General features: G+C 42.7%; 24 protein-coding genes and 1 other RNA gene. 6 read left to right on the top strand and 19 right to left on the bottom strand.

Annotated features, from left to right (window positions below):
* Window positions 1-7: 7 nt before the first annotated feature.
* The 12 genes from AX660_RS14005 to AX660_RS13950 form a co-directional block, all read right to left on the bottom strand.
* Window positions 8-223 (bottom strand): histidine kinase, encoded by a 216-nt coding sequence (locus tag AX660_RS14005; protein ID WP_068378038.1) that lies wholly within the window; start codon window positions 221-223, stop codon window positions 8-10.
* Window positions 216-1,547 carry a sigma-54-dependent transcriptional regulator gene (locus AX660_RS14000; protein ID WP_068378035.1) on the bottom strand — a complete coding sequence of 444 codons (1,332 nt, stop codon included), beginning with the start codon at window positions 1,545-1,547 and terminating at the stop codon, window positions 216-218. Before AX660_RS14000 ends, AX660_RS14005 begins: the two co-directional genes overlap by 8 nt.
* Before the next feature lie 133 nt (window positions 1,548-1,680).
* Window positions 1,681-2,913: a serine hydrolase domain-containing protein gene (locus AX660_RS13995; RefSeq protein ID WP_068378630.1), complete on the bottom strand. Its 1,233-nt coding sequence runs from the start codon at window positions 2,911-2,913 to the stop codon at window positions 1,681-1,683.
* A gap of 381 nt (window positions 2,914-3,294) precedes the next feature.
* A complete protein-coding gene (locus AX660_RS13990) occupies window positions 3,295-4,482 on the bottom strand; it encodes an ABC transporter permease (RefSeq protein ID WP_068378034.1) in 1,188 nt (395 codons plus the stop codon).
* 2 nt (window positions 4,483-4,484) lie between these two features.
* Window positions 4,485-5,642 carry an ABC transporter permease gene (locus AX660_RS13985; protein ID WP_068378032.1) on the bottom strand — a complete coding sequence of 386 codons (1,158 nt, stop codon included), beginning with the start codon at window positions 5,640-5,642 and terminating at the stop codon, window positions 4,485-4,487.
* Window positions 5,639-6,337 carry an ABC transporter ATP-binding protein gene (locus AX660_RS13980; protein WP_068378030.1) on the bottom strand — a complete coding sequence of 233 codons (699 nt, stop codon included), beginning with the start codon at window positions 6,335-6,337 and terminating at the stop codon, window positions 5,639-5,641. The genes AX660_RS13985 and AX660_RS13980 overlap by 4 nt, the downstream gene beginning before the upstream one ends.
* Before the next feature lie 32 nt (window positions 6,338-6,369).
* A complete protein-coding gene (locus AX660_RS13975; RefSeq protein WP_068378028.1) occupies window positions 6,370-7,410 on the bottom strand; it encodes an efflux RND transporter periplasmic adaptor subunit in 1,041 nt (346 codons plus the stop codon).
* 288 nt (window positions 7,411-7,698) lie between these two features.
* Window positions 7,699-9,297, bottom strand: a complete 1,599-nt coding sequence (gene ahpF, locus AX660_RS13970) for an alkyl hydroperoxide reductase subunit F (RefSeq protein ID WP_068378026.1) — start codon at window positions 9,295-9,297, stop codon at window positions 7,699-7,701.
* Window positions 9,298-9,408: 111 nt separating this feature from the next.
* The gene (gene ahpC, locus AX660_RS13965) at window positions 9,409-9,978 is read right to left on the bottom strand and encodes an alkyl hydroperoxide reductase subunit C (protein ID WP_068378024.1); all 570 of its coding nucleotides are present in this window, start codon (window positions 9,976-9,978) and stop codon (window positions 9,409-9,411) included.
* 145 nt (window positions 9,979-10,123) lie between these two features.
* Window positions 10,124-10,423 carry a hypothetical protein gene (locus AX660_RS13960; RefSeq protein WP_068378018.1) on the bottom strand — a complete coding sequence of 100 codons (300 nt, stop codon included), beginning with the start codon at window positions 10,421-10,423 and terminating at the stop codon, window positions 10,124-10,126.
* A 412-nt stretch (window positions 10,424-10,835) separates the two neighbouring features.
* The gene (locus AX660_RS13955) at window positions 10,836-11,189 is read right to left on the bottom strand and encodes a rhodanese-like domain-containing protein (protein ID WP_082768917.1); all 354 of its coding nucleotides are present in this window, start codon (window positions 11,187-11,189) and stop codon (window positions 10,836-10,838) included.
* A gap of 58 nt (window positions 11,190-11,247) precedes the next feature.
* The gene (locus tag AX660_RS13950; protein ID WP_068378016.1) at window positions 11,248-12,000 is read right to left on the bottom strand and encodes a sulfite exporter TauE/SafE family protein; all 753 of its coding nucleotides are present in this window, start codon (window positions 11,998-12,000) and stop codon (window positions 11,248-11,250) included.
* Between the two features lie 175 nt (window positions 12,001-12,175).
* Between AX660_RS13950 and AX660_RS13945 the strand changes: the two genes are divergently transcribed.
* Complete coding sequence (locus AX660_RS13945) at window positions 12,176-13,081, top strand: type 2 periplasmic-binding domain-containing protein (protein ID WP_068378014.1); 906 nt, start codon at window positions 12,176-12,178, stop codon at window positions 13,079-13,081.
* A gap of 104 nt (window positions 13,082-13,185) precedes the next feature.
* On the opposite strand, the gene AX660_RS13940 is transcribed toward AX660_RS13945, so the two are convergent.
* The 7 genes from AX660_RS13940 to AX660_RS13910 form a co-directional block, all read right to left on the bottom strand.
* Entirely contained in the window at window positions 13,186-13,452 is a 267-nt protein-coding gene (locus AX660_RS13940) for a hypothetical protein (RefSeq protein ID WP_068378012.1), read from the bottom strand.
* Between the two features lie 76 nt (window positions 13,453-13,528).
* Complete coding sequence (locus AX660_RS13935) at window positions 13,529-13,957, bottom strand: hypothetical protein (protein WP_068378010.1); 429 nt, start codon at window positions 13,955-13,957, stop codon at window positions 13,529-13,531.
* Between the two features lie 76 nt (window positions 13,958-14,033).
* Window positions 14,034-14,501, bottom strand: a complete 468-nt coding sequence (gene ybaK / locus AX660_RS13930; RefSeq protein WP_068378008.1) for a Cys-tRNA(Pro) deacylase — start codon at window positions 14,499-14,501, stop codon at window positions 14,034-14,036.
* 121 nt (window positions 14,502-14,622) lie between these two features.
* Window positions 14,623-14,859: a hypothetical protein gene (locus AX660_RS13925; RefSeq protein WP_068378006.1), complete on the bottom strand. Its 237-nt coding sequence runs from the start codon at window positions 14,857-14,859 to the stop codon at window positions 14,623-14,625.
* A 9-nt stretch (window positions 14,860-14,868) separates the two neighbouring features.
* Complete coding sequence (locus tag AX660_RS13920; protein ID WP_068378004.1) at window positions 14,869-16,086, bottom strand: FAD-dependent monooxygenase; 1,218 nt, start codon at window positions 16,084-16,086, stop codon at window positions 14,869-14,871.
* Complete coding sequence (gene pepP / locus AX660_RS13915; RefSeq protein ID WP_068378002.1) at window positions 16,086-17,432, bottom strand: Xaa-Pro aminopeptidase; 1,347 nt, start codon at window positions 17,430-17,432, stop codon at window positions 16,086-16,088. Before pepP ends, AX660_RS13920 begins: the two co-directional genes overlap by 1 nt.
* A gap of 51 nt (window positions 17,433-17,483) precedes the next feature.
* Window positions 17,484-18,053 (bottom strand): UPF0149 family protein, encoded by a 570-nt coding sequence (locus tag AX660_RS13910; RefSeq protein ID WP_068378000.1) that lies wholly within the window; start codon window positions 18,051-18,053, stop codon window positions 17,484-17,486.
* A 173-nt stretch (window positions 18,054-18,226) separates the two neighbouring features.
* On the opposite strand from AX660_RS13910, the gene ssrS reads away from it, so the two are divergent.
* The 5 genes from ssrS (at window position 18,227) to AX660_RS13885 (ending at window position 22,603) form a co-directional block, all read left to right on the top strand.
* A non-coding RNA gene (gene ssrS / locus AX660_RS13905) (6S RNA) lies at window positions 18,227-18,408 on the top strand.
* A 29-nt stretch (window positions 18,409-18,437) separates the two neighbouring features.
* Window positions 18,438-18,848: a hypothetical protein gene (locus tag AX660_RS13900; RefSeq protein ID WP_068377998.1), complete on the top strand. Its 411-nt coding sequence runs from the start codon at window positions 18,438-18,440 to the stop codon at window positions 18,846-18,848.
* A gap of 160 nt (window positions 18,849-19,008) precedes the next feature.
* Window positions 19,009-19,902, top strand: a complete 894-nt coding sequence (locus tag AX660_RS13895; RefSeq protein WP_068377997.1) for a ribokinase — start codon at window positions 19,009-19,011, stop codon at window positions 19,900-19,902.
* Between the two features lie 33 nt (window positions 19,903-19,935).
* The gene (locus AX660_RS13890; protein WP_068377995.1) at window positions 19,936-20,883 is read left to right on the top strand and encodes a nucleoside hydrolase; all 948 of its coding nucleotides are present in this window, start codon (window positions 19,936-19,938) and stop codon (window positions 20,881-20,883) included.
* Between the two features lie 103 nt (window positions 20,884-20,986).
* On the top strand, window positions 20,987-22,603 hold the full coding sequence (locus AX660_RS13885; RefSeq protein ID WP_068377993.1) for a GAF domain-containing hybrid sensor histidine kinase/response regulator: 1,617 nt from the start codon (window positions 20,987-20,989) through the stop codon (window positions 22,601-22,603).
* The last annotated feature ends 1 nt before the right edge of the window (window position 22,604 follow it).

The following is a 22,604-nucleotide window of genomic DNA, read 5'->3' as shown; positions in this document are numbered from 1 at the left end:
TGCCCAACTATTTGGACGCTTTCCCCAAAGCAGTTATAGCCTGCAAATGAGTACTACAGTCCTGACAATTTTTAATAATGGCCTGCAAGGCTTGCAAGGCTTTTTCTTTGGGCAGGTCGTTTTCTAATACCAATTTAACCAGTTCGGCATTCATCGATATTTTATTTAATGGGCCACGCGCATCGTGTACTAGTTGAGCGAGATCTTTGATGTTATCAGTCATCAAAATCTCCGTAGGCATGTAAGCGGTTGTACAAGGTTTTAGTACTGATCCCGAGCATTTCTGCCGCGAGGGTTTTATTACCATCAACTTTTGTGAGGGTGGCCGTGATCAATTGTTTTTCAACATCTTCGATAGTTTGCCCAGCACTAATACTATTAGTCTGTTTACTCACTTTGGCGAAAGGTGATTTAAAACTCTCAGGTAAAGCAACATCAGAACCTTGCATATCAGACATGATAAAAGACCGATGCACAGTATGTCGTAATTCGCGCACATTACCCGGCCATTCGTAGTCAGCTAAACGTTGCAATTGAGCTTCTTGCCACTTGAGCGCCGCGCCATATTCTTCATTTAACTCACTCAGAAATACTTGCGCCAATAAAGGAATATCACTGGTACGTTCACGCAGTGGCGGAATATCAATAGGAAACACCGCTAATCGAAAGTAGATGTCTTCACGCATCACCTTAGTTTCTGCCAGTTCAGCTAAATTACGATTAGTAGCCGAGACGACTCGGCAATTAACACTGACTTCACTTGTACCACCAACACGAATGACTTTTTTAGTTTCTAATACCCGCAACAAATTAGGTTGCATATCAATGGGCATTTCGGTGACTTCATCTAAAAACAAAGTGCCATTATTAGCACGTTCAAATACCCCTTTTTTCTGTGCCACTGCCCCCGTAAAAGAACCTTTTTCATGACCAAATAGTTCGCTGCCAATCAACTCTTTCGACATAGCACCACAGTTAGTTGCCACCAGCGGACCTTCAATCTTGCTAGCGCTATGAATAGCTTGTGCCACCACTTCTTTACCCACCCCACTTTCGCCCATTAACAGTACGTTAGCCGAGGTTTGCGAGACCCGCTCTATCATAGTGTAGAGATTACGCATGGACTCAGACTCACCAATTAAACAGCCAAAATGGCGCTTAGGCCCTGTGTGTTGAGTGGTAGATTTACGTTTGCTGGATTTGCGATTTAAGGCCGATTCCAAATCTTCCCTTTGCAAAGGTTTGAGCAAATAGTCGACTTTAGGGCCACATAAACCAGCCAGCATACCTTTAACCGAAGGGTGGCCCGTTATCATCGTAATGTAGGATGTTGAACCTGTTTGAGTAAGATGATCAATTAGATGTAATCCGCTACCATCGGGTAACATAAAATCTAAAAATATGTGATCAAACTGATTATATTCCAACAAATTACGGGCTTCTTGCAGGTTTTGCACTGCTGCTACCGTATGTCCGAGAAATTCAATGATCTGACTAGCTACATCCGTAAACTCAATGTCGTCATCGACTAATAATACGTTTAACAACTTGGTTTCTTCCTTGTTTGGCTAAATAGTACTGATTATATTGCCTATTCAGCTTGGTATTGATGGTGTTTTTTGAGCATAACATTTCATTATTGATTTGGCATCGACTAATCCACAGTAAACTATGGGCTTTCTAAGGCTCAGCAAAATGTCGACTGATAGCTCGAAATAAGGCTATCGTTTTTGCTCCCCACTGCTGGGTTTTGTCGGTATAATGTGGGTTGGCAGAGTTTTTAACTATCACCAAGTCCTGATCAGGATCAATATAAATGTACTGCCCATAAATACCCTTGGCCATAAATTCATCCTCAGCACCGAGTGGGATCCACCATTGATACCCATAACCATCAACCGAACTTGAAGCCGGATTGTTTTCGCCAGCTTGTAGGTGTGGTGCATCAGGGGTAACTGAGTTTAAGACCCATTGTTGTGGCACGATTTGCATGCTTTCACCACGGGCATTTAGCCAGCGACCTTGATGTAAATATAACCAACCAAATTTGGCATAATCACGCAATGTGACGTTTAAGCCACCTAGTGCCAGTTCCACACCTTGATCATCTGCTAACCAATAAGCAGGATCTTGCATGCCCATAGGTTGCCAGATTTTTTCATGCAGATAATCACTTAAACTACGACCGGTTGCCCTTGTCAGGATCATACCTAAAACCTGAGTATCTATGCTGACATAATGATGATAGGTGCCTGGCTCATGCTCACGCGTTAACGAAGCACTAAAACTATCCAGTGAGGTACCAAAAGCGATGGCACGAGAAAAACGATTAATGTCAGAAAAAAAGTCTCCGTAGTCTTCATTAAATTTCACACCCGAAGACATTTGCAATACGTCTTTTATCCGCGCTCCGTCATAACCAGTACCGATAAGTTCTGGTACATAGTCAGTCACTTGTTGCTCAATACTTTGGATATGTCCTTCGTTAATCGCAATGCCAACCAAAGCCGACACAAAGGATTTAGCCAATGAAAAAGAAATATGCTGTTTGTCCGCTTTGTTTTCTAAAAAATACTGCTCAGACACTATCTCACCCGCTTTAATCACCATCAGGCCGTGAGTTTGTGTATCGCTTAAAAACGTCTCAAGCGATAGGGTTTCCCCCTCATATTCAAAGGTTTCGGGCAAGCTTTGGTAATGTACTGCAAAATAAAAAGGTTTAGCGCTGGCTTCAATACGTTTGGCCGTAAAGTGTTGGTACATACTCAGAAAGTTGTGGGCGATTTTGTCAGCGTCGTAGAGGGTTATAGCGGTAGATAAACGTTGGATATTATGATGATAAAAGCCTAAGAGAACTAACAGTGTCAGCATAAAACCTAACACTATTCCTTGAGTACTCAACTTTATCCGCATAGCCATCCTTAACATAAACTTTACATTTTGCTCAATATAAAGCAAAGCGGATAAAAGCCAAGATAAATGCAGTAGATAGATGCTAGTAAATAGTGACGAGTTAAAATCAAGAGCAGAGGCTAGAGACTAGTAAATAGTGACGAGTTAAAAGCAAGAGCAGTGGCTAGAGACTAGTAAATAGTGGCTAGTTAAAAGCAAGAGCAGTGGCTAGAGACTAGTAAATAGTGGCTAGTTAAAAGCGAGTGCAGTGGCTAGAGACTAGTAAATAGTGGCTAGTTAAAAGCAAGAGCAGTGGCTAGACGCTAGTAAATAGTGGCTAGTCTCTAGTCTCTAGTCTCTATTTACTGCTTTGCTATTTACTAGCCTCTATTTACTGCTTGTCTACCTGCCGCTTTGAAACGCCACGATCACTGGTACTCTGGCAGCTCGCCATGCAGGGAAAAATCCACTGATAAAACCAATCACCAAGGCCATGCTAATGCCTTTGGTAAATAACTCTGGCGTAAGGCTAAAACTAAATACCACCTGAGTAAAACTGCCTCCCAAGGTCGAGGTACTTAAACCATCAAAAAAGATAAAGGCCGCTAAGGACCCCACTAAACTGCCCACTACCGCCAAGGTCATGGCTTCAGCCATGGTGCCAATAAAGGCTGAAAAACTGCTAAAGCCTATTGCTCGTAAGGTAGCTATTTCCATGGCTCTATCGGATACCGAGGTATACATGGTATTTAAAGCGCCTGCCAACGCACCTAAGGCCATTATCGAGCTGATTACCCAGCCAAATATGGCCATATAACTCAGGCTTTTTCCTTGTTCGGCAAAATAGCTCGACTCGGCTTGGGCTTCATGAGTTAAACGTGGCTCGGATTTTAAATACTCGTTGATGGCACCTAAACTGTCAGGAGATTCCATCACCGCGCGTACTGACTGATAGGAGCTGCCACGGTTATAAAGGTTTTGAATAACCTTGGCATCAGCCCATAACTCACTTTCAAATACATTGCCGCCGGTAGAAAACACCCCAACCACTTTCCAGGTATTTTTGCCAAAACGGATTTCCTGGCCCAATTCAAAACCGTCAAACTGACTTACTACACCAGCCCCTACAATCAGTTCATCCGTACCGGGATTAAACATACGCCCCGCCACTAGAGTAAAACCTTTGCGCATGTTGACACCACGTTGATCTAATCCACGTAAGGGTAAATTTGCTTCTTGTTGGGTGGATTTTTTAATGCCATCCACAATCACATAGAGCTCAGGGGACACCATCGGACCTTGTTCGTCACGTTTAATGCCGGGGGAATTTTCAATTAAGTTAACCTGATCTCTACCCGCCGAACTGTTGAGTTCCGCCGCTGAGCCAGTGCGTATAAAAAAGGCCACATTATCTGAGCCTGCACTTTCCATAGTGGCTTCAAATCCTTTCGACATGGCCAAAAAAGCCAGTAAAATCGCCACTACCACGGCACTAGCAAACACCATAGCCAGCGACATCCATAAACGCCGAGGTAAACTCTGAATGTTCATTTTAATAACGGCGGCGCTTTGCGATAAAAGAGTACTCATAACTATCCCCTGCTAAATGCGGTAACAATGTTTAAACGCAGCGCACTGATGGCGGGCGCTATACCGGTGATCAGACCCAATACCAGCATGTAAATCAGCGCTTGGCCGAATATAGCTTCATCCAATATCAGGTTAGGTAAAAAGCGCGCCATTTCTTTTGCAGCCCCTTGCACGATCAAATAAGCACCACCAATGCCGAATAAGCCGCCCAAAAAAGCCAATAAACAGGATTCAACTAAAACCATTTTAAAAATTCGTGAGGATTCAAAACCCAAGGTTTTTAGCACGGCAATTTCGTTGGTGCGTTCGCGTATCGCCAGTACCATGGTATTGCCAACCACAATCAAAATGGTGAAAAAGGCCATAAATACCACGCCAAAAATAATCAGCCCGATATTGCCAATCTGATCGATAAAGGCTTTGTTAAAGGCCTGTTCAGTACTGGTCTTGGTTTCCGAGTTGGAATTAGCAAAATTCTCATCAATTGCTTTGGAAACTTGTTCATTTAAGGCCGGATCGGTGGTGGTTAAAATCAACCAACCTATGCTGTCACCGCCCCAAGCTTGGGTTTCGTTAAAGTACTTATAGTGGATCAAGGCATAACCGGTATCCACTTTTGCGTCATTGCCTTTAAAAATCCCATCGACCGTAAAGTCCCAGGTTTGACCGCCGGTTTTTTGTGAAAAAATATTGGACGATAGTGGAATACGATCACCAATCTGCCAGTTATTAGCTTTGGCAATGCGTTCGCCGATTAAGATACCACTTTGGTCTTTTGTCCAATTTTCCAGTTGCTCAGGCTCAACCACCAATTCAGGATACACACTTAAATAAGATTCTGGATCCACCGCCATAGTCACAACTTGATTGGTTGGCTCTTGAAAATAACCACCAAACCAATTTGCGTGAGTTACATCTTTAACCCCATCCATCGCCTTGACTTTATTCACATAAGCATAAGGCAGCGGGTTGGTAAAACTTATTTTATGCATGACTACTAAACGGTTGTCCGCCGACATTTCGATGCCTGAATTAAGCGCGCTGCGCAGCGTCATGATTGCGCCAAAGATGAGGAAGGCGATAAAAATCGCAAAGGTCGTCAAAAACAGCCGCATCTTTTTACGGGTCAGGTTTTTGTAAATTAAGTAGAAGTCTTTCATACCAATAATTCCTCTGCTTTAACAAATTTCCCCTTATTTAAATGCACAGTATGAGTGGCATATTTTGCTGCGGAAGGATCATGGGTCACCATTACTATGGTTTTACCAAATTTACTATTTAGTAATTGCAGCATTTCGAGAATTTCATCGGCGGTTTGGCGATCAAGATCACCGGTGGGCTCATCACACAATAAAAACGTGGGATCAGATACCACGGCGCGAGCAATCGCCACACGCTGTTGCTGACCACCGGACATTTCACTGGGCATATGTTTGGCTCTGTCACTTAAACCCACCAACTCAAGGGCGGTGGCCACTTGTTTTTTACGCTCGCTACTGCTGAGGTTAGTTAGTAACAAAGGCAATTCGACGTTTTTAGCCGCATTGAGCATGGGCATTAGATTATAAAACTGGAAGATAAAACCTATGTTGTTGGCGCGCCATTTGGCGAGCTGGCTTTCACTGAGGTTATCAATGCGCTGGCCGTCAAAGGAGATCTCACCACTGGAAGGTTGGTCGACTCCACCAAGCAAATTTAACAAGGTGGTTTTACCAGAGCCAGAAGGCCCCATGATGGCCATAAAGTCACCTTTTTTAATGTGCATATTAAGGCCTTCAAATATGCTGATGGTTTCTTTGCCCTTGGTAAAAAGTTTGGCGACATTTTTTAGTTCAAATAGATTTTCTGTAGTCATCTTCATTTCCTTTTCTGCTCAGATTTCTGAGGTTAATCTTTTAAAAACCCGACTTTTACACCCATGTCGGGCAGAATTCGAGCATCGTTTAATTCAATTTTAATGCGTACTTGTACTGTTGCTTTTGCCCTGTCGGCGGTTGGAATAGTGGCAATAACCGAGGCTGGAATAGTCCAATCAGGATAGGCGTCAAGTGTGGCTTCGACCTTTTGCCCAGGATAAACCCGCCCGATAAAGGACTCGTTAACGTCTACTTCAATTTCCAGTGAACTCATATCCACTATGGTGCAAATACCGGTACGGGTAAAACCACCACCTGCCGATGAAGGCGCGACTATTTCACCGGGTTGAGCGTTTTTCTGCGTGACTACACCGCCAAAAGGGGCACGAATAGTGTGATCATCCAAACGCTCTTGTTGGCGACGGACTTCAATTTTAGCCAACAATAAATCAGCTTCAGCGCTTTCTAAATTAGCCAATAGACTTTGCTGAGCCGCAAAGGTACGCGTGCGATCAGCATCACTTGAATAGCTATTATTAAGCACCCGCTGGTAGTTGGATTTGGCTTCGTCGAGGTTAGCGACTATGGACTTACGCCTAGCTTGCAGTACTGCAATTTGCGCCACTGAGTAGTCGTAATTCACTTTAGCAATTGCATCATCTAGGCGCGCAAGAATTTGTCCTTGCTCCACTTCCATGCCTTCTTCAACATTGACTTCGGTGATCAGGCCCATGACTTCTGATGACACGGTAGCCATACGTCGCGCGGTAATATAACCAGAAGAATTAAGGATGCTGTTATTGTCAAGAGACTTATTTACTTTAGGGCTAGGAGCAGAGCTGTTAACTTGAGTTGTGCCAGCGCTTGTTACTACTTGTGTTTTTGAGTTGCTTATTTGCGGAGTTTGACTAGCAGGAACAAGGGCAAACTTTAAAGTTAACCAGATCGACACTGAGACACACAGCACAACAACCAATATAAGTTGCCAAAATTTAATACCTGCGGCGACGGGGGCTTGATTTCTGTCTATTTTAAGTTGTTGTAACAGCTCACTTTTGTCGTTCACACTCATCTCATTCCCTGCAGTAATCGATTATTTAGTATACAAGACTATCATTACATAAAATTAACAACAGCGAATAGGCTAAAAGTCACAATATGTTTATGACATTTGTCACAAGTGATGAAGAAGTGGATAGAAACTAGCTAAAAAGGAGGAGCAGCGGCTAGATGCTAGATGCTAGTAAATAGTGACTAGTTAAAGCGGAAGCCAAGAGCGAAGTCTTGTAAAACAGCGCTCTCAGTGGTGTTTTTAACTAGCTACTAGAATCTAGCATCTAGTTTCTAGTTTCTAAAGCTATTACGCTGCTTGGTTTTGTTTGACCGGCAGGGTTTGGCGTATCAAAAAATCAAAAGCACCTAGTGCGGCATTGGCGCCGTCACCCATAGCAATAATGATTTGTTTATAAGGTGAAGTCGTTACGTCACCTGCTGCAAATACCCCAGGGATAGAAGTTTCGCCTTTTTGGCTCACCACTATCTCACCACGGTTGGTCAACTCAATATCACCTTTTAACCATTCGGTATTGGGCACCAAACCGATTTGTACAAAGATCCCAGCCAGCTCAACATGTTTGCTGCTGTTGTCACTGCGGTCGGTATAAGTTAAACCGCTTACCCGCGTACCATCACCCAGTACTTCGGTGGTTTGCGCATTTAAGATAATCTCGATATTACCCATAGAATTGGCTTTATCTTGCAATACCTTGTCGGCGCGCAGTTTTGTATCAAACTCCAGTACGGTAACTTGTTCAACGATATTGGCTAAGTCAATAGCAGCTTCGATACCCGAGTTACCACCACCAATCACCGCCACCCGTTTACCTTTAAACAAGGGGCCATCACAGTGCGGGCAATACGCCACACCTTTACCACGGTATTGTTGCTCACCCGGTACATTCATTTCGCGCCATCTTGCCCCGGTGGCAACGATTACCGCTTGGCTACTTAGGGTTGCGCCATTAGCCAGTTCAACATTAATCACGTTGCCCATTTCAGAGGCAATGCGCGTAAGTTTAACTGCTTGGTTATCGCTCATGATATCCACCGGATAATCACGAACGTGCTCTTCAAGGCCAGAGACTAATTTGGGGCCTTCGGTAGCTTTGACTGATATAAAGTTTTCTATGCCTACTGTTTCAGCAACTTGACCACCAAATTTGTCGGCCACTATGCCAGTGCGTAAACCTTTGCGTGCGGCATAAATCGCTGCAGCGGCACCTGCCGGACCACCACCAATGATCAACATTTCAAAGGCTGCTTTTTGCTTTAACAGCTCAACCTGTTTTTTACCGCTACTGGGATCAATTTTTTTCAGAATTTGATCGATAGTCACTGCGCCCTGACTGAAAGTTTCACCATTTAGAAAAACACTAGGCACTGCCATGATATTGCGCTTAGTTACTTCATCTTGAAACAAGCTACCGTCAATCATGGTATGGCGAATATTGGGATTAAGGGCAGCCATCATATTGAGGGCCTGCACTACTCCCGGGCAAGTCTGGCAACTGAGCGAAACAAAGGTTTCAAACTCAAAGTCTCCATCCAGAGCTTTAATAAATTCGATTTGTTCTTGGCTAATTTTTAGTGGATGACCACCACTATGTAACAAGGCCAAGACTAAAGAGGTAAATTCGTGACCTAAAGGCACACCCGCAAAAGTCATGCGCGTATTATTAACAGCTGATACCACTTGTAAAGAAGGAACACGGACGCTGCTATCTTGTTGTGGCATAACAGTAACCAAATCAGACAGTTGCGCGATTTCATTTGCCAACTCACTGATTTCATTTGATTTACTAGGATGAGCCACAGCATCCAAGGCAATATGTAATTGCACTTCGGTTTTAAGGTTTTGTAAATAGGCTTTCAGTTGAGTACTTAATTTAGCATCTAACATCTTGGTATTCCTATGCGCTTATGCATGATCAATTAGGGTTTTATTCTGAGCATCTTGGGTGAATTCAAGGGTGGCTTAAGGCCACCCTCAGTTTATTTCACCACTGGCAAATTAGATTTTGCCAACAAGATCTAACGAAGGAGCAAGGGTAGCTTCACCTGGCTGCCATTTAGCTGGGCATACTTCACCGTCGTGAGTTGCAACGTACTGAGCGGCCTGCACTTTACGTAATAGTTCAGAAGCAGAACGACCAATACCTAAGTCATGAATTTCAGCGACTTTGATCACACCTTCTGGATTGATCACGAAGGTACCGCGCAGAGCTAAGCCGTCTTCTTCGATCATCACACCAAAGTTACGAGTAATACGGCCAGTAGGGTCGCCAATCATGGGGTATTTGATTTTAGCAATGGTGTCAGAAGTATCGTGCCAGGCTTTATGGGTAAAGTGTGTATCAGTTGACACCGAATACACTTCAACGCCCATTGCTTGCAATTGCGCGTAATGGTCAGCCAAGTCACCTAGTTCAGTGGGGCAGACAAAAGTAAAGTCAGCAGGGTAAAACATAAAAATGGCCCATTTACCTAATACACTTTTTTCGGTGACTTCAATAAATTCACCGTTATGAAAAGCCGTAGCTTTGAAAGGTAATAAGCTGGAGTTGATAATGGATTGGTACATGGTTCTTCCTCTTCAATAGGTTTTAGTTAAAGTAAATCTCGAAGAGGATAGTAGGTGTTACGCACCAATCATTAAAATTGAACTAATAGATTGTCTTAATCGTTTTATTGAATGCAAAATGTGTTATTTGTTCAAATCAGAGTTTTCAACTCTGAGGAAATTGCTTTTCTAGAGCCAAACTCGCCGAACTCAAAGCGAGTGCAGAGGCTTTATGCATATTTTGGTGTTTACAAACCGCCAATATTGAAGGTAAACCAAATAATACCACTTGTACTTTGCATAGAATGGTCTTAACCCCTTTAGGGCTTTCTTCTGAAGTAAAGTTGATGGTGATTTTGCGGATCTTTTCTTGGGTTTTGGTAAAAATGGCTCTTACTTTTCGAGCAAAAAATTCTTTCAATTGGCCCGTTATGGTTAAATTTTGCGAATATATGGTTAATTGCATGATTATTTCTCAGTTCCAATATTAGTATTGCTTTTACTCATCAATCTTTTGGCAAATGGGCAATCGAGACAGCGTACTTTTGAGACACCCTGTTGAGACAACAAAATTTGCTATTTGTTTCAATTCAGATGAGTTGAGAGACAGATAATAATTAACTTACATGACAAAATTATTTAACGGCAGCAGCTAACTCAGAAACTAGTTTTGAGCTACCTGATTTTGATTAGTTTGATTGGGATGGTGATTGTCGTTTGAGTTAACTACTATCAACAAATTCATTGGAATTGCACGGCGGCGGCAAAGGAACTCAGCCCCATGAGCTTAACCTTACTAAGTGATTGGAGTGTGAGTGCAGCCAACAAACGTGCAGTTTCAAGCGGACGGCGCGCGGGATGAAGGGTATAAATACAGCTCAATGGGTAATAGGCTTCTCTAAGGCTTGTGCGGCTTGCTCTAAACTGCCTAGATTTACCACATTGCTGTAACCTGCTGCATTAAGCAAGGCCATAGCTTTACCGGCGCGATTTCCACTGCGACAAAATAAGGCAATAGCTTGTTTCTTATCTAACCCGAGCTTATCGGTTTCAGCGACTATGCCTTCCCAAGGGATTAATTTTGCATCATCAAGGTGAGCGTCTTGCCACTCTTCTTGCGTTCTTACGTCAATAACAAGGGTTTGAGCAAGATCAACGTCTTGTGCCTGTGCTTGAGCATAAAAAACCACAAAAACTAAACTGATTAAAATCCGAAATACTCGTTTATACATAAAAACCTCCATTAAACCAAATGAACAACTCACCCTTTATACTAGGCTAACTAATTGTTTATATCAGCATAAACCCAGCTGCCAAAGCGGTCATGCTAATCACTAACCAGCGATAATATTTCTCAGGTATGCGTTTTACCACCCAAATCCCAGCCCAAGCACCTAAAGCAATAGCGGGTAAACAGAGTAAATTTAGATAAAACGAATTAAGACTAATGCTGTGCCAACTAAAAATATGAAAAGGCACTTTAAACAGGTTAATTGCTAAAAAGAACCAAGCCGCCGTACCTATGTAAACATTTTTAGGTAAACGCATACTGAGTAAATACAGTGCCATCACCGACCCCGCCAAATTACCTATCATGGTAGTGATGCCGCCCAAGGTACCCATCAATATGGCAAACCACAGATAGTCGGGGATAGTGTCTTTGTTGGCTTTTTCCATCCATAACATAATGGCTAAGCTGACAAAAATGATCACACTCATGACATTACGAAATACCTCATCATCGATCATCTGACCTAAGTAGGTACCAATCAACACCCCAATAGCTGCCGAGGGAAAAAGCTTAAGCAGGTAACTCCAGTTTGCATGGCGATGATAGTATTTAACTGCAAATAAGTCGGCCATGATCAACATGGGTAACATTAACCCTGCCGACATTTTGCCACCAAAAATAATCGCCAACAGTGGCACTGCAAACATCGAGCTACCATGTACCCCAGTTTTTGCCATACCAATAAAAAATGCCACCAGCAATAACATGGCAAAAGTAGCGTAAGTCAGTGAATAACCAAATAGTTCTAACATAAGTGAGGACTTGTCTCTTATTATCGGTTTGCAAGTGTATGTTTTGATTTACAAATAATACTGTAGGTTATTCAACTACACTTGAAATAGTGAGTACAGAATAGAATCTGTCAGAAGCATCTGTTTTAATAAGCATAATGTAACACTATACCCGATGAAGACGAGAAACATTGCTATGCCTTTTAGCCGTTTTATTCATGAAATTTGGCATGTCCGGCTCAAGTCACAAACACAGTATGGTCGCAAAAAATCGCATTTAGCCCTGTTACTTATCCTGTGTAGCAAACTTGCTTACAGCCAAGAAATACAAACGGTGATTTTTCCGGGAACCGCCAACGACTATTACTACAGTTTGTTGTTGGAACATGCTCTTAGCTATAACAAAAATAAGCGCTATCACGTTCAGCCCTTAGGTGCACACATTCCTAAAGATCGTAATTTTGAATTACTCGCCAGCGACGATGGCCTACATGTTGTATTTGCAGGCTCTACTTTAGAAAGAGAACAAAAGCATCGTGCTGTACATTTTCCTCTTCTAAAAGGTTTACAAGGTTGGTGTATACCCTTGGTTAGAAGAAATCAGCTCGATCTATTTAAAAACGTGCATAACTTAGAGGCTTTTAAAAAACTGATACCTGGCCAATACCATACCTGGAGTGATACTGAAATACTGGAAGCCAATGGCCTAACAGTGGCAAAAGGCTCAGACTTTGAGGGTTTGTTTGGCATGCTCAGTAAAGGGCGCTTTGACTATTTCCCCCGCTCTATCCTCGAAATAGATCAAGACTACCTGAACCATAAAAATTTGAATATCGCCATTGAGCCAAGTGTGATAATTCACTACCCCACCGCATTTTATTTCTATGTAAATAAAGATAATCATGACTTAGCAAAGGTTATTTTAGATGGTCTCGAAACAGCTCTTCTGGACGGTTCATTTAATAAACTATTTATGCAATATTTCGGAGAACAGGTTGAAAAGGTCATCAATACCAAACGCCGGATCATTGAGTTAGCAAACCCATTGTTACCCGCTACAGCCCCCTTGGGGCGCAGCGAGTTGTGGCTCAAACTAAATTAACTCTTTTAACTGCTTTAACTGCTTTAACTGCTTTAACTGCTTTAACTGCTTTAACTGCTTTAACTGCTTTAACTGCTTTAACTGCTTTAACTGCTTTAACTGCTTTATTTAATATTATCGCAATACTGCATAATGGCGGCTTTTACTCTATTGATTTGTGGAATATCTTGAGCACTTTCGACTTCAACCAGATCTAATTTTGCCTGCTGACACTTTGCCGGATTAGGCTCTCCTCCCTCTTTTTTGTTAGCTTGTTGCTTTTTAGTTTCTGCTGCAACACTATCAATAATAGCTTCATCACTGACAGGCTTGGTTTGGCAAGCACTCAAGCCCACAACAGCAACAAATAACAACGGGATAGTAAATTTCATTTAACACTCTCTTTTTTAAATAAATATTTAGGTTGGCAACCGAAAAATCGATTAAGCCAATAGTAAGTTGCAATACTCAGGCGAGATTGCGTAAAATTTTGCCATCGTCACAACGTAGTCCTTGTTGAATTAACCACGCTAACGCCGCTGTATCACACTGAAATGTACGTAAATTTAGACCAGATGATTTATACACATTGAGAAATTGCGCCTCAGTGCTAGTTTGAACAGAAGAATTACTCAGGACGATTGCAACATCAGTAAGCCCCTGACTAACACTGATCATGACAGCCTTTGCCAACAAATATTCAGCCGCAGGAATAAGTAAACTTTCTCCATGTAAAATGATTAAATTTCCCCAGCGACTGCCGTGCAGAGGTAATATTAATTGATAATAATCCTGCATAAAACTATCAACGCACTCTGCATTCCAAGGGCCAAGTGCAACGGTAAACATGATATTTCCAGACAATACTAACTTATATTCACCATGAGCTTTATTCACTGTAATAACCTCGAAAGCTATTAATGCGTAAAACTTTTAACTAGGACTACCTGTTTACCACAGATAGACTAAAACATTAAACAGCAATGCTAAAAAACTGCCCTTGTGTCACTTTAGCCAAATCCGTAGCGGCTAGTTCGATTTCTAGTCCACGGCGTCCACCACTAATAAAAATACTAACAAACTCTTGAGCACTTTGATCAATCACGGTTTTGAGGCGTTTTTTCTGGGCTAAAGGACTTACACCACCTAATACATATCCCGTACTGCGTTGTACTGCGACTTTGTCAGCCATCTCGGCCTTTTTAGCATTTAAGGCCTTTGCCATGGCTTTCATGCTCAGCATTTGATTAACCGGCAAAATCCCCACGGCTAACTGTCCATTGTCGAGCTTGACCACTAAGGTTTTAAATACTCGTTCAGGCTCAATATTGAGTTTTTCAGCCGCTTCTAAGCCATAAGATTCATACTGTGCATCATGTTGGTACTCATGCACCTTATGACTTATTTTGGCTTGTTTGAGTAAATTAATGGCGGGTGTCATGTGTTTATCAAAGTTCCGTTTCTAGTTTCTAGTTTCTAGTTTCTAGTTTCTAGTTTCTAGTTTCTAGTTTCTAGTTTCTAGTTTCTAGTTTCTAGTTTCTAGTTTCTAGTTTCTAAAGATATTAATAACGTCGCCACACACAATACAATTCAATATTGCGCTTCAGTTCATGCAGACTATTGTGCTCCCCCGCTTGCACTGCCTTGTCTAACTCCTGCTTAGCATGCAAACAATTGGCACTTAAAGGCTTGGAGTTTATTTCGCCCTCTTGTTTAGGCGTGGCCACATTGCTTTTTTGCTGGGCACAAGCGCTCAGTAAATAGACTCCAAAAACAGCAACCACAAAGGGTTTTAACATCTGATTTCCTTAGCTAAGCTCAAGAGATTTTGCCAATGTGGGTAACTCACCGGCTAAACCCATGGCATGTTTGATTATAGTATTTTTACTTTGAGGTAATTGGTTTACCGCATTCAAACCAAGATCACGTAACAGCTTTTTGCCCGTCGCATTACCCGCAAACAAACGTTTAAAACCTTCCATCGCAGCAATCATTTTTAAAGTTTCTGTTTTACGCCAACGTTCAAAAGGGCGTAAATTTCTGAGCAAACTAAAGTCTTTATCCTGTGCCACTAAAGTACAGATTTGTTCAGCCAGCGCTGCCGCATCTAATATGCCCAAATTAGCGCCCTGTCCTGCTAATGGATGGATAGTATGGGCAGCATCTCCCACTATCGCGACACCTTGACTGAGCCACTGACGCGCATAAGACATTTTTAAAGGAAAAGACTGGCGCACGCTGACAAGTTCACACAAACCAAGTTGCCCATCAAAGGCCGCTGTCAGCGCTTTATTAAACTCGGTATCAGACAAAGACATTAACATACTCGCTTGCGCTTCGTCTTGAGACCAAACTATCGAGCAATGCTGCTGATCCCACAAGGGTAAAAAGGCCAAGGGACCAGAGCCTGTGAAAATTTGCCGAGCCACATTGTCATGAGGCACTGAGGTAAGAATGGTTGCCACTATGGCATGTTGTTCATAGTCCCAAAAAGTCTGCGGGAAATTCGCCACTTTGCGCACCAATGAATTCGCGCCATCGGCACCAATCACTAAACGTGCAGTCAGCATACGTTCATCGGCTAAACTGATAAAACTGCCTTGAGGTGATAAGGCTAACTGTTTGATTGGGCTCTCGGCAAACAATTCTATAAAGTTGGCACATGCGGCTTGATGCCACAAACTAGCAAGCACTGCTTGATTCTCAACAATATAACCGAGTTGTGCTTGTTTAACGTCCCTAGCCGCAAATTCAATCTTGGCAAAACTGTCTTGCTCCCATACCGACATTGAGTGGTAGGGCGCAATCCGGCTTGTATCCAGTTTTTGCCACGCACCTAAGGCAGTTAGTACATTTTGTGTCGCTAGTGTTAAGGCGCTAACCCGCAATTTAGCAGGACCAACAGGCGTCTCGGGTGCATTTTGACTGTCGATTAATGCGACTTTCAAACCACTGGACTTGAGTGCCAGCGCTTGCACTAAACCGACAATTCCCGCCCCAATAACTGCTACATCAAAAGTTTGCATTAGCTTTTGCCATTTTGCTGGTGTGCCATCAGTGATTCAATGTCGACAATGGTTTTAGGCGTAGCTTGGGTTAAATTTTCAAAGCCGTCATCGGTCAATAGCACGTTATCCTCAATACGAATACCTATACCCAACCAACAGTCGTCAACATCGGCGTCAGGTGCCACATAAATGCCTGGCTCGATAGTCAAGACCATGCCTGCTTGCAAAGAACGGTCTTGTCCAGCGATTTTGTAATGCCCTACATCATGCACATCTAAACCTAACCAGTGGCCAATGCCGTGCATAAAAAAATCACGATAAAGCTGTTTGTCGAGATTAAAAGCCAAGCTACCTGACAGCAAACCTAAGTCTATCAGTCCCTGAGTAATCACTTTGATCGCCGCATCACCTATTTGTTTGAAGGTCGAGCCTGGTTTGACTTGAACTAAAGCGGCTGATTGGGCATCAAGCACCAATTGATAGAGCTGCTTTTGCGCTGCGGAAAATTGCCCGGATACCGGAAAAGTACGGGTAATGTCGGCGGCATATCCCTGAAGCTCACACCCTGCATCGATCAAGACCAAATCACCAGCATTCAATGTTTGATTATTTTGGGTGTAATGCAAAATACAGGCATTAACTCCGCTGCCCACAATAGTGCCGTAAGCCGGATTTTTAGCACCATGCATGGCAAATTCATGATGAATATGAGCTTCAAGATGATATTCATTCAGCCCAGCTTTGGCACTTTCCATCGCACGGATATGAGCCTTACCAGAGATCTGAGCAGCCTCACGCATAATGGCTATTTCGGCTGGTGATTTAAACAAACGCATTTCATCCAATAAAGGACGTACATCCACCAAATTAGCGGGTGCTTGCATACTTTGTTTGGGTGCTTCTCGCAAAGCCTGTAACAGGGCAAAAACTAACTCGTCTGCTTCAGTATTATGACCTTGGGCAAAATACAGATTATCGTGGCCGTCCAACAACTCAAGTAAGTGCTCGTCCAGTTCATCTAGGCTAAAAGCTTTATCTAGCTCAAAGTGTTTTTTTGCCTGACGCGGGCCAAAACGTCGGCCTTGCCAAATTTCAGCCTGTTCGTCTTTGTCCAAACAAAACAAAATACTCAGTGATTTTACTGTTTTAGGATTTTTAGCGCGATTCTGGTTAGAGAGCACTAACCACGCCTGCGGCTCAGGAAAGCCACATAGATAATGAAAATAACTGTCCTGCCGAAAGGCATATTCGGTGTCGCGACTGCGAGTAACTAACTGGGCCGCAGGGATCAGACAAATACTATTGGGCAACATACCTTGAGCAAGTTGCTGACGGCGGCTAGAAAATTCGGTATTGGTGAGCATATTGGGTGACAACTCGTTAACTAAACCTAGAGTGAGACAGAGTGTAAAATTCTAATGAACCGTTTTAGGCTCACCTTGTTGCTGTTCTGCCGATTTACCTAATTCATTGAAACATAACATCACAGTCACTCGCACATATTCCATCACTTCAAACAAAGCTTGCTCTGACTCTTCGTCTTCTGTCATTTCTTCGTCCATGCGGGCGATTTCTGCAAAATCTTCGAGACCTTCTTTCACATCTTCCGAACAACCGGTTAAATCCGCCTGATGTAAACCAAAGCCCAATAAAAATCCGTGTACCCAGTTTAACAAAGCATGACCACGATCATTAATGGGGGCAGCGTCATCGGGCAAACATAATACCAGCGCAAAATCACCTTCAACTAGCTGTTGGCAAGTGGCATCAAACAAAGATTTAAACGCGCTTATTACCTCTTTAGGCAAAGACTCACCCTGATTAATCACATCAGCCAGTGGCTCTAACCAATCTTGGGACTCCAAAGGCATACCACCGCCTAACATGCCGCAAATCATGCCCTGCACCTCGGCGGCACTGGTTAAAATATTATTGCGCTCAAGTAAGGCGCTTAAAGATTCAAAAACTTGACTGCTGGTATTCAAAATAATCTCTCTCGTAATTTGAGTAGTAATGCTACCACCCTGCGCATCTGATGCCCAGAACTTGACTATGATAGACAAAAATCAACATAGTAAATCGTGGCAAGACCAGTTTATACTATGGGCCGTGATATAAGTTACAGCAGTGAAGTAGCAACCTAATCACGCACTTTTTATGCCTCCTGGAGTCTTTGCCAGTTTAGTTATGTCCCTGGCCGATGCTTTACAACCTGGAAGTTGATTCCATTACTATTGTGCAGGCTCGACCCGTATCGAGAAGCCTACGGTAGTGATGATACTTCCGCCCTGAACTTTCGGTTCACGGGCTTACACTGAACAGCGGGATTTTGGGAGGCACCCTGATTTTTATTAATCACTGGTAGTCATATGAACCAAGCAGAACAATTACAAACTTATGGAAAAACGGTGATTGAAGCTTTATCACCCTTGGTTAAATGGCAATACAACGATTTTCATCGAGTGATGTTAGCCGAGTTTTCAGTGGATAAACAACAGCAGGTAATGGCTACCTTGCAGCAAATCCTGCCTTGCCAGTGGGATGCTAAGTCTATCAAAAAAGCCCCACATGAAATTCACCATCGCGCTGGATTTTTTGCCAAATTAATTAAAAATCAACAACTACTGAGTCAAGAATTGCACTCGCAACCTAAATTTATGGTGGCATGGTGGCCTTGGGGTCATGGTGCAACAGTTTCTATACGACTATTTTTGACTAACACCAGCGAATACCAAGCAAAAAATGGCTTTTTACAGCGCCTCTCAGCTATTTTTGCCTAGCACATGCTTAACGTTGTCGGTCATTTTTGCGATAAAGGCAAATAGCGACTAGACCAAATGGTCAAGTTAACGTTATATTGCACGTTTATTAACAACATCTCACCAACAAACTGCGAATTTGGCAAGGATGTGGCGGCGAGATTATGAGGAGGCGCATTCCATGGCAGTCATAAATTTTGGTTCTATTAATGTTGATCATGTTTATCAGGTCGATCACTTTGTGCAGCCTGGTGAAACCTTAGCGTCCTCTGATTATCAACGTTTATTAGGTGGTAAAGGCGCCAATCAGTCTATCGCACTGGCCAGAGCAGGATCTGAAGTTTGGCATGTGGGAAAGGTGAATGAAGCCGATGCCACTTTTAAGCAAACCCTGATCCGTGAAAACATTAATTGCAAACATGTTAGTTGCACCGAAACCGCGTCGGGTCATGCGATAATTCAAGTCACGCCTTCAGGTGAAAATGCCATAGTGTTATTTGGTGGGGCCAATCACGAACTAACCTCCAAAGACATTATGTATGCCTTAGACGCCGCAAAATCCAGTGATTGGGTACTGACTCAAAATGAAACCAGTGGTATCGATCAAGTATTATTACAGGCTAAAGAAAAAGGCCTCAAAGTGGCTTTTAATCCAGCTCCAATGACCGAATCCGTTAAACACCTACCTCATCATTGTATCGATTTACTGATCGTCAACGAGGTAGAAGCCGAGGAGATTTCTGGCCATGAAAACCTCGACAAAATTGAAGCTTATTTTCGCCAAGAATGGCCCCATGCCGAAGTACTGATCACCTTAGGCAAGGCTGGTGTACGCATGCTTAAAAAAGATAAAACCATTGATGTTCCGGCCTTTGAAGTCACCGCTGTTGATACCACCGCCGCAGGTGATACTTTTATCGGTTACTTTTTATCGGCCTACGCAGATCACAGTGATTCTAAATCTGCCTTGCTTAAAGCCTGCGCTGCATCAGCACTAGCAGTGACCAAAGCAGGAGCAGCCCAATCTATTCCAACTAAAGAAGAAGTCAGTCGATTTTTAGCCAAACGCAGCTAATTTCAACTCATTCTAAAGCAAAGTGAGAACCTTATGAGCCACAAAATAATTTTAGATACAGATCCCGGTATTGATGATGCGATGGCCATCTTCTTTGCTTTTCAATCACCCGAAATTGAAGTACTGGGTTTAACTACCGTATTTGGCAATGTCCCAGTTGAAATGGCCGCGCAAAATGCCCTGACCTTATGTGAATTGGCCGGTAAGGATATTCCAGTATGTAAAGGTGTAAGCAGAGCTTGGGTAGGTAAAGAATCGACTTACGCCCACTTTGTGCATGGCGATGATGGGTTTGGTAATATTAATTTTCCGCCCGCCACCAAAGCAAAATTAGATCCTCGCAGCTCTGCGCAGTTTATTGTGGATATGGCGCGCCAGTATCCCGGTGAGGTCACCATCGTTGCTATTGGTCCTTTGGGTAATCTGGCCTTAGCCCTGCGTCTTGAACCCGAACTACCCAAATTGATCAAAGGGGTGTCCATTATGGGTGGTGCAGCTTTTGTGCAGGGTAATGTTACGCCTGTGGCCGAAGCCAATATCTGGAATGACGCCTATGCTGCAGAGATCGTATTTGCTGCAGACTGGGAAGTCACCATGTTTGGCCTAGACGTAACCCTACAAGTCCCATTCTCACTAGAGTTTCTGAATAAACTCAAAGCCTGTAATCAAAAGTTTGGTGGCTTTGTGCATGATGCCGCACAATTTTATGTGGAATTTTATTCAGAGCATCGTGCAGACAAAGTATGTTTTTTCCACGATACCATGCCATTAGCCCACTTGGTTGATCCAACGTTGTTTGAATTTCAAGTTGGCCATGCCAGAGTATCGACTGATCCACTCAATATCGGTCAAACCTCGATTGCGCCCGTCAATTCCACTACCAGTGCAGATTGGTTAAATGCTCGTCAAATCAAGGTTGCTACTCAGGTAGATATACAACGCATCACCCAACTTTATTTGGATACCTACGCACGGGCATAGTCGCGAATTTATTTTGGCTTACATTAGTCTAAGGTGCTGATTTGTATTACTTTCAATCTTAGGCTAATTTAGTCAGATAGTTTCTGACATGGAATGAGCCTGTATGCAGGTAGCCCCCCCCACTGATAACGAAGAAGCCCGACTCAAAGCCTTACTTGACTACGATATTCTCGATACTGAAGAAGAACGAGTGTTTGATGAGTTAGCCCAACTAGCCTCTGAAATATGCGAAACTCCCATAGCCCTCATCAGTTTAGTGGATCCCAAACGTCAGTGGTTTAAAGCGTCGGTGGGATTGGATGCTAAAGAAACCCCCAGAGATATTGCGTTTTGCGCCCACGCCATTCATCAACAAAACCTTTTTGAAGTCGAAGATGCCTTACAAGACCCACGTTTTTTTGATAATCCCTTAGTAACCAATAAACCCAACGTTCGTTTTTATGCCGGGACTCCGCTTATCACTCCCGAAGGATTAGCTATTGGTACGTTATGCGCAATTGACCATAAACCGAAAAAATTAAACGAATTTCAAGCTAATGCTTTAGCTATATTAGGTCGCAATGTTATTTCGCAAATGGAATTACGCCGTAAAATCAAGTTATTAAAAGAACATGACAAAAACAAAACCGCATTTTTATCTAATATGAGTCATGAGTTGCGCACTCCACTCAATGCCATCATTAGCTTTAGCGGATTGTTAATTCAAGATGAAAATCAAGCAGTTGACGATGATAAACTGCGCGAATATCTGCGACATATTGAATACAGCGGTAAACGTTTATTAGGTGTTATCAACACTGTACTGGATATCAATAAAATTGAAGCGGGCATGATGTCCCTTGATCCCAGCCCGTGTAATATTAGGAACTTAATGAGCCGATTAAACGGTATCCTGGCCCTGAGCGCTCAAGAAAAACATCTTGATTTGCAGACTGATATTGCCACTGACATGCCCAAAATGATCATGTTAGACGAAGCTAAATTTGGGCAAATTGTGCTTAACTTAGTCAGTAATGCGATTAAGTACACACCACCTTATAAAAGTGTCATGGTGAGTTTGAGTAACCGTCAAGACCGCTTATGTTTGAGTGTACAGGATCAAGGCATTGGCATCTGTCATGCCGACAAAGCTAAACTATTTAGTCCTTTTCAACAGGTTGGAGATAACAAAAAAACTCAAGGTTCAGGTCTCGGTTTAGCCATCACCAAAAGTTTGGTTGAACTCATGCAGGGTAATATCAAAGTACAAAGCGAGCCGCAATTTGGCAGTACTTTTAGCATAGAGTTACCTTTACACTTACCGACTGGCAATACACCTGAGCCTTCTCCGGTCGATAGCAAACCACTATTCAAACCACAAAGCCGCATATTAGTAGTTGAAGATAATGAAATTAATCAAGTGGTTATCGAAGCAATGTTAGCTACTTATAATTTAAGTGCCACAATTGTAGACTCAGGTGAAGCTGCGTTAGAGGTTTTACAAGATGAGGTATTTGAGCTGATTTTTATGGATATTCATCTGCCCGGCATGAATGGCATTGAAACCAGTGAATATATCCGGAAAAATCTAAGTCCTATGCCTATTGTAGCGCTCTCAGCCGATACCTTTGAACACGAAAGAACCAAAAATTCCCCTTCGGTGTTTGATGATTTTTTAACTAAACCTGTGGAAGGGGATAAATTGCTTGCAGTACTCACGCAGTATTTATCACAAAATTAAC

The organism is Paraglaciecola hydrolytica (genome assembly GCF_001565895.1).
Taxonomy (GTDB): domain Bacteria; phylum Pseudomonadota; class Gammaproteobacteria; order Enterobacterales; family Alteromonadaceae; genus Paraglaciecola; species Paraglaciecola hydrolytica.
This window is presented reverse-complemented; position numbering and strand designations above follow the sequence as displayed.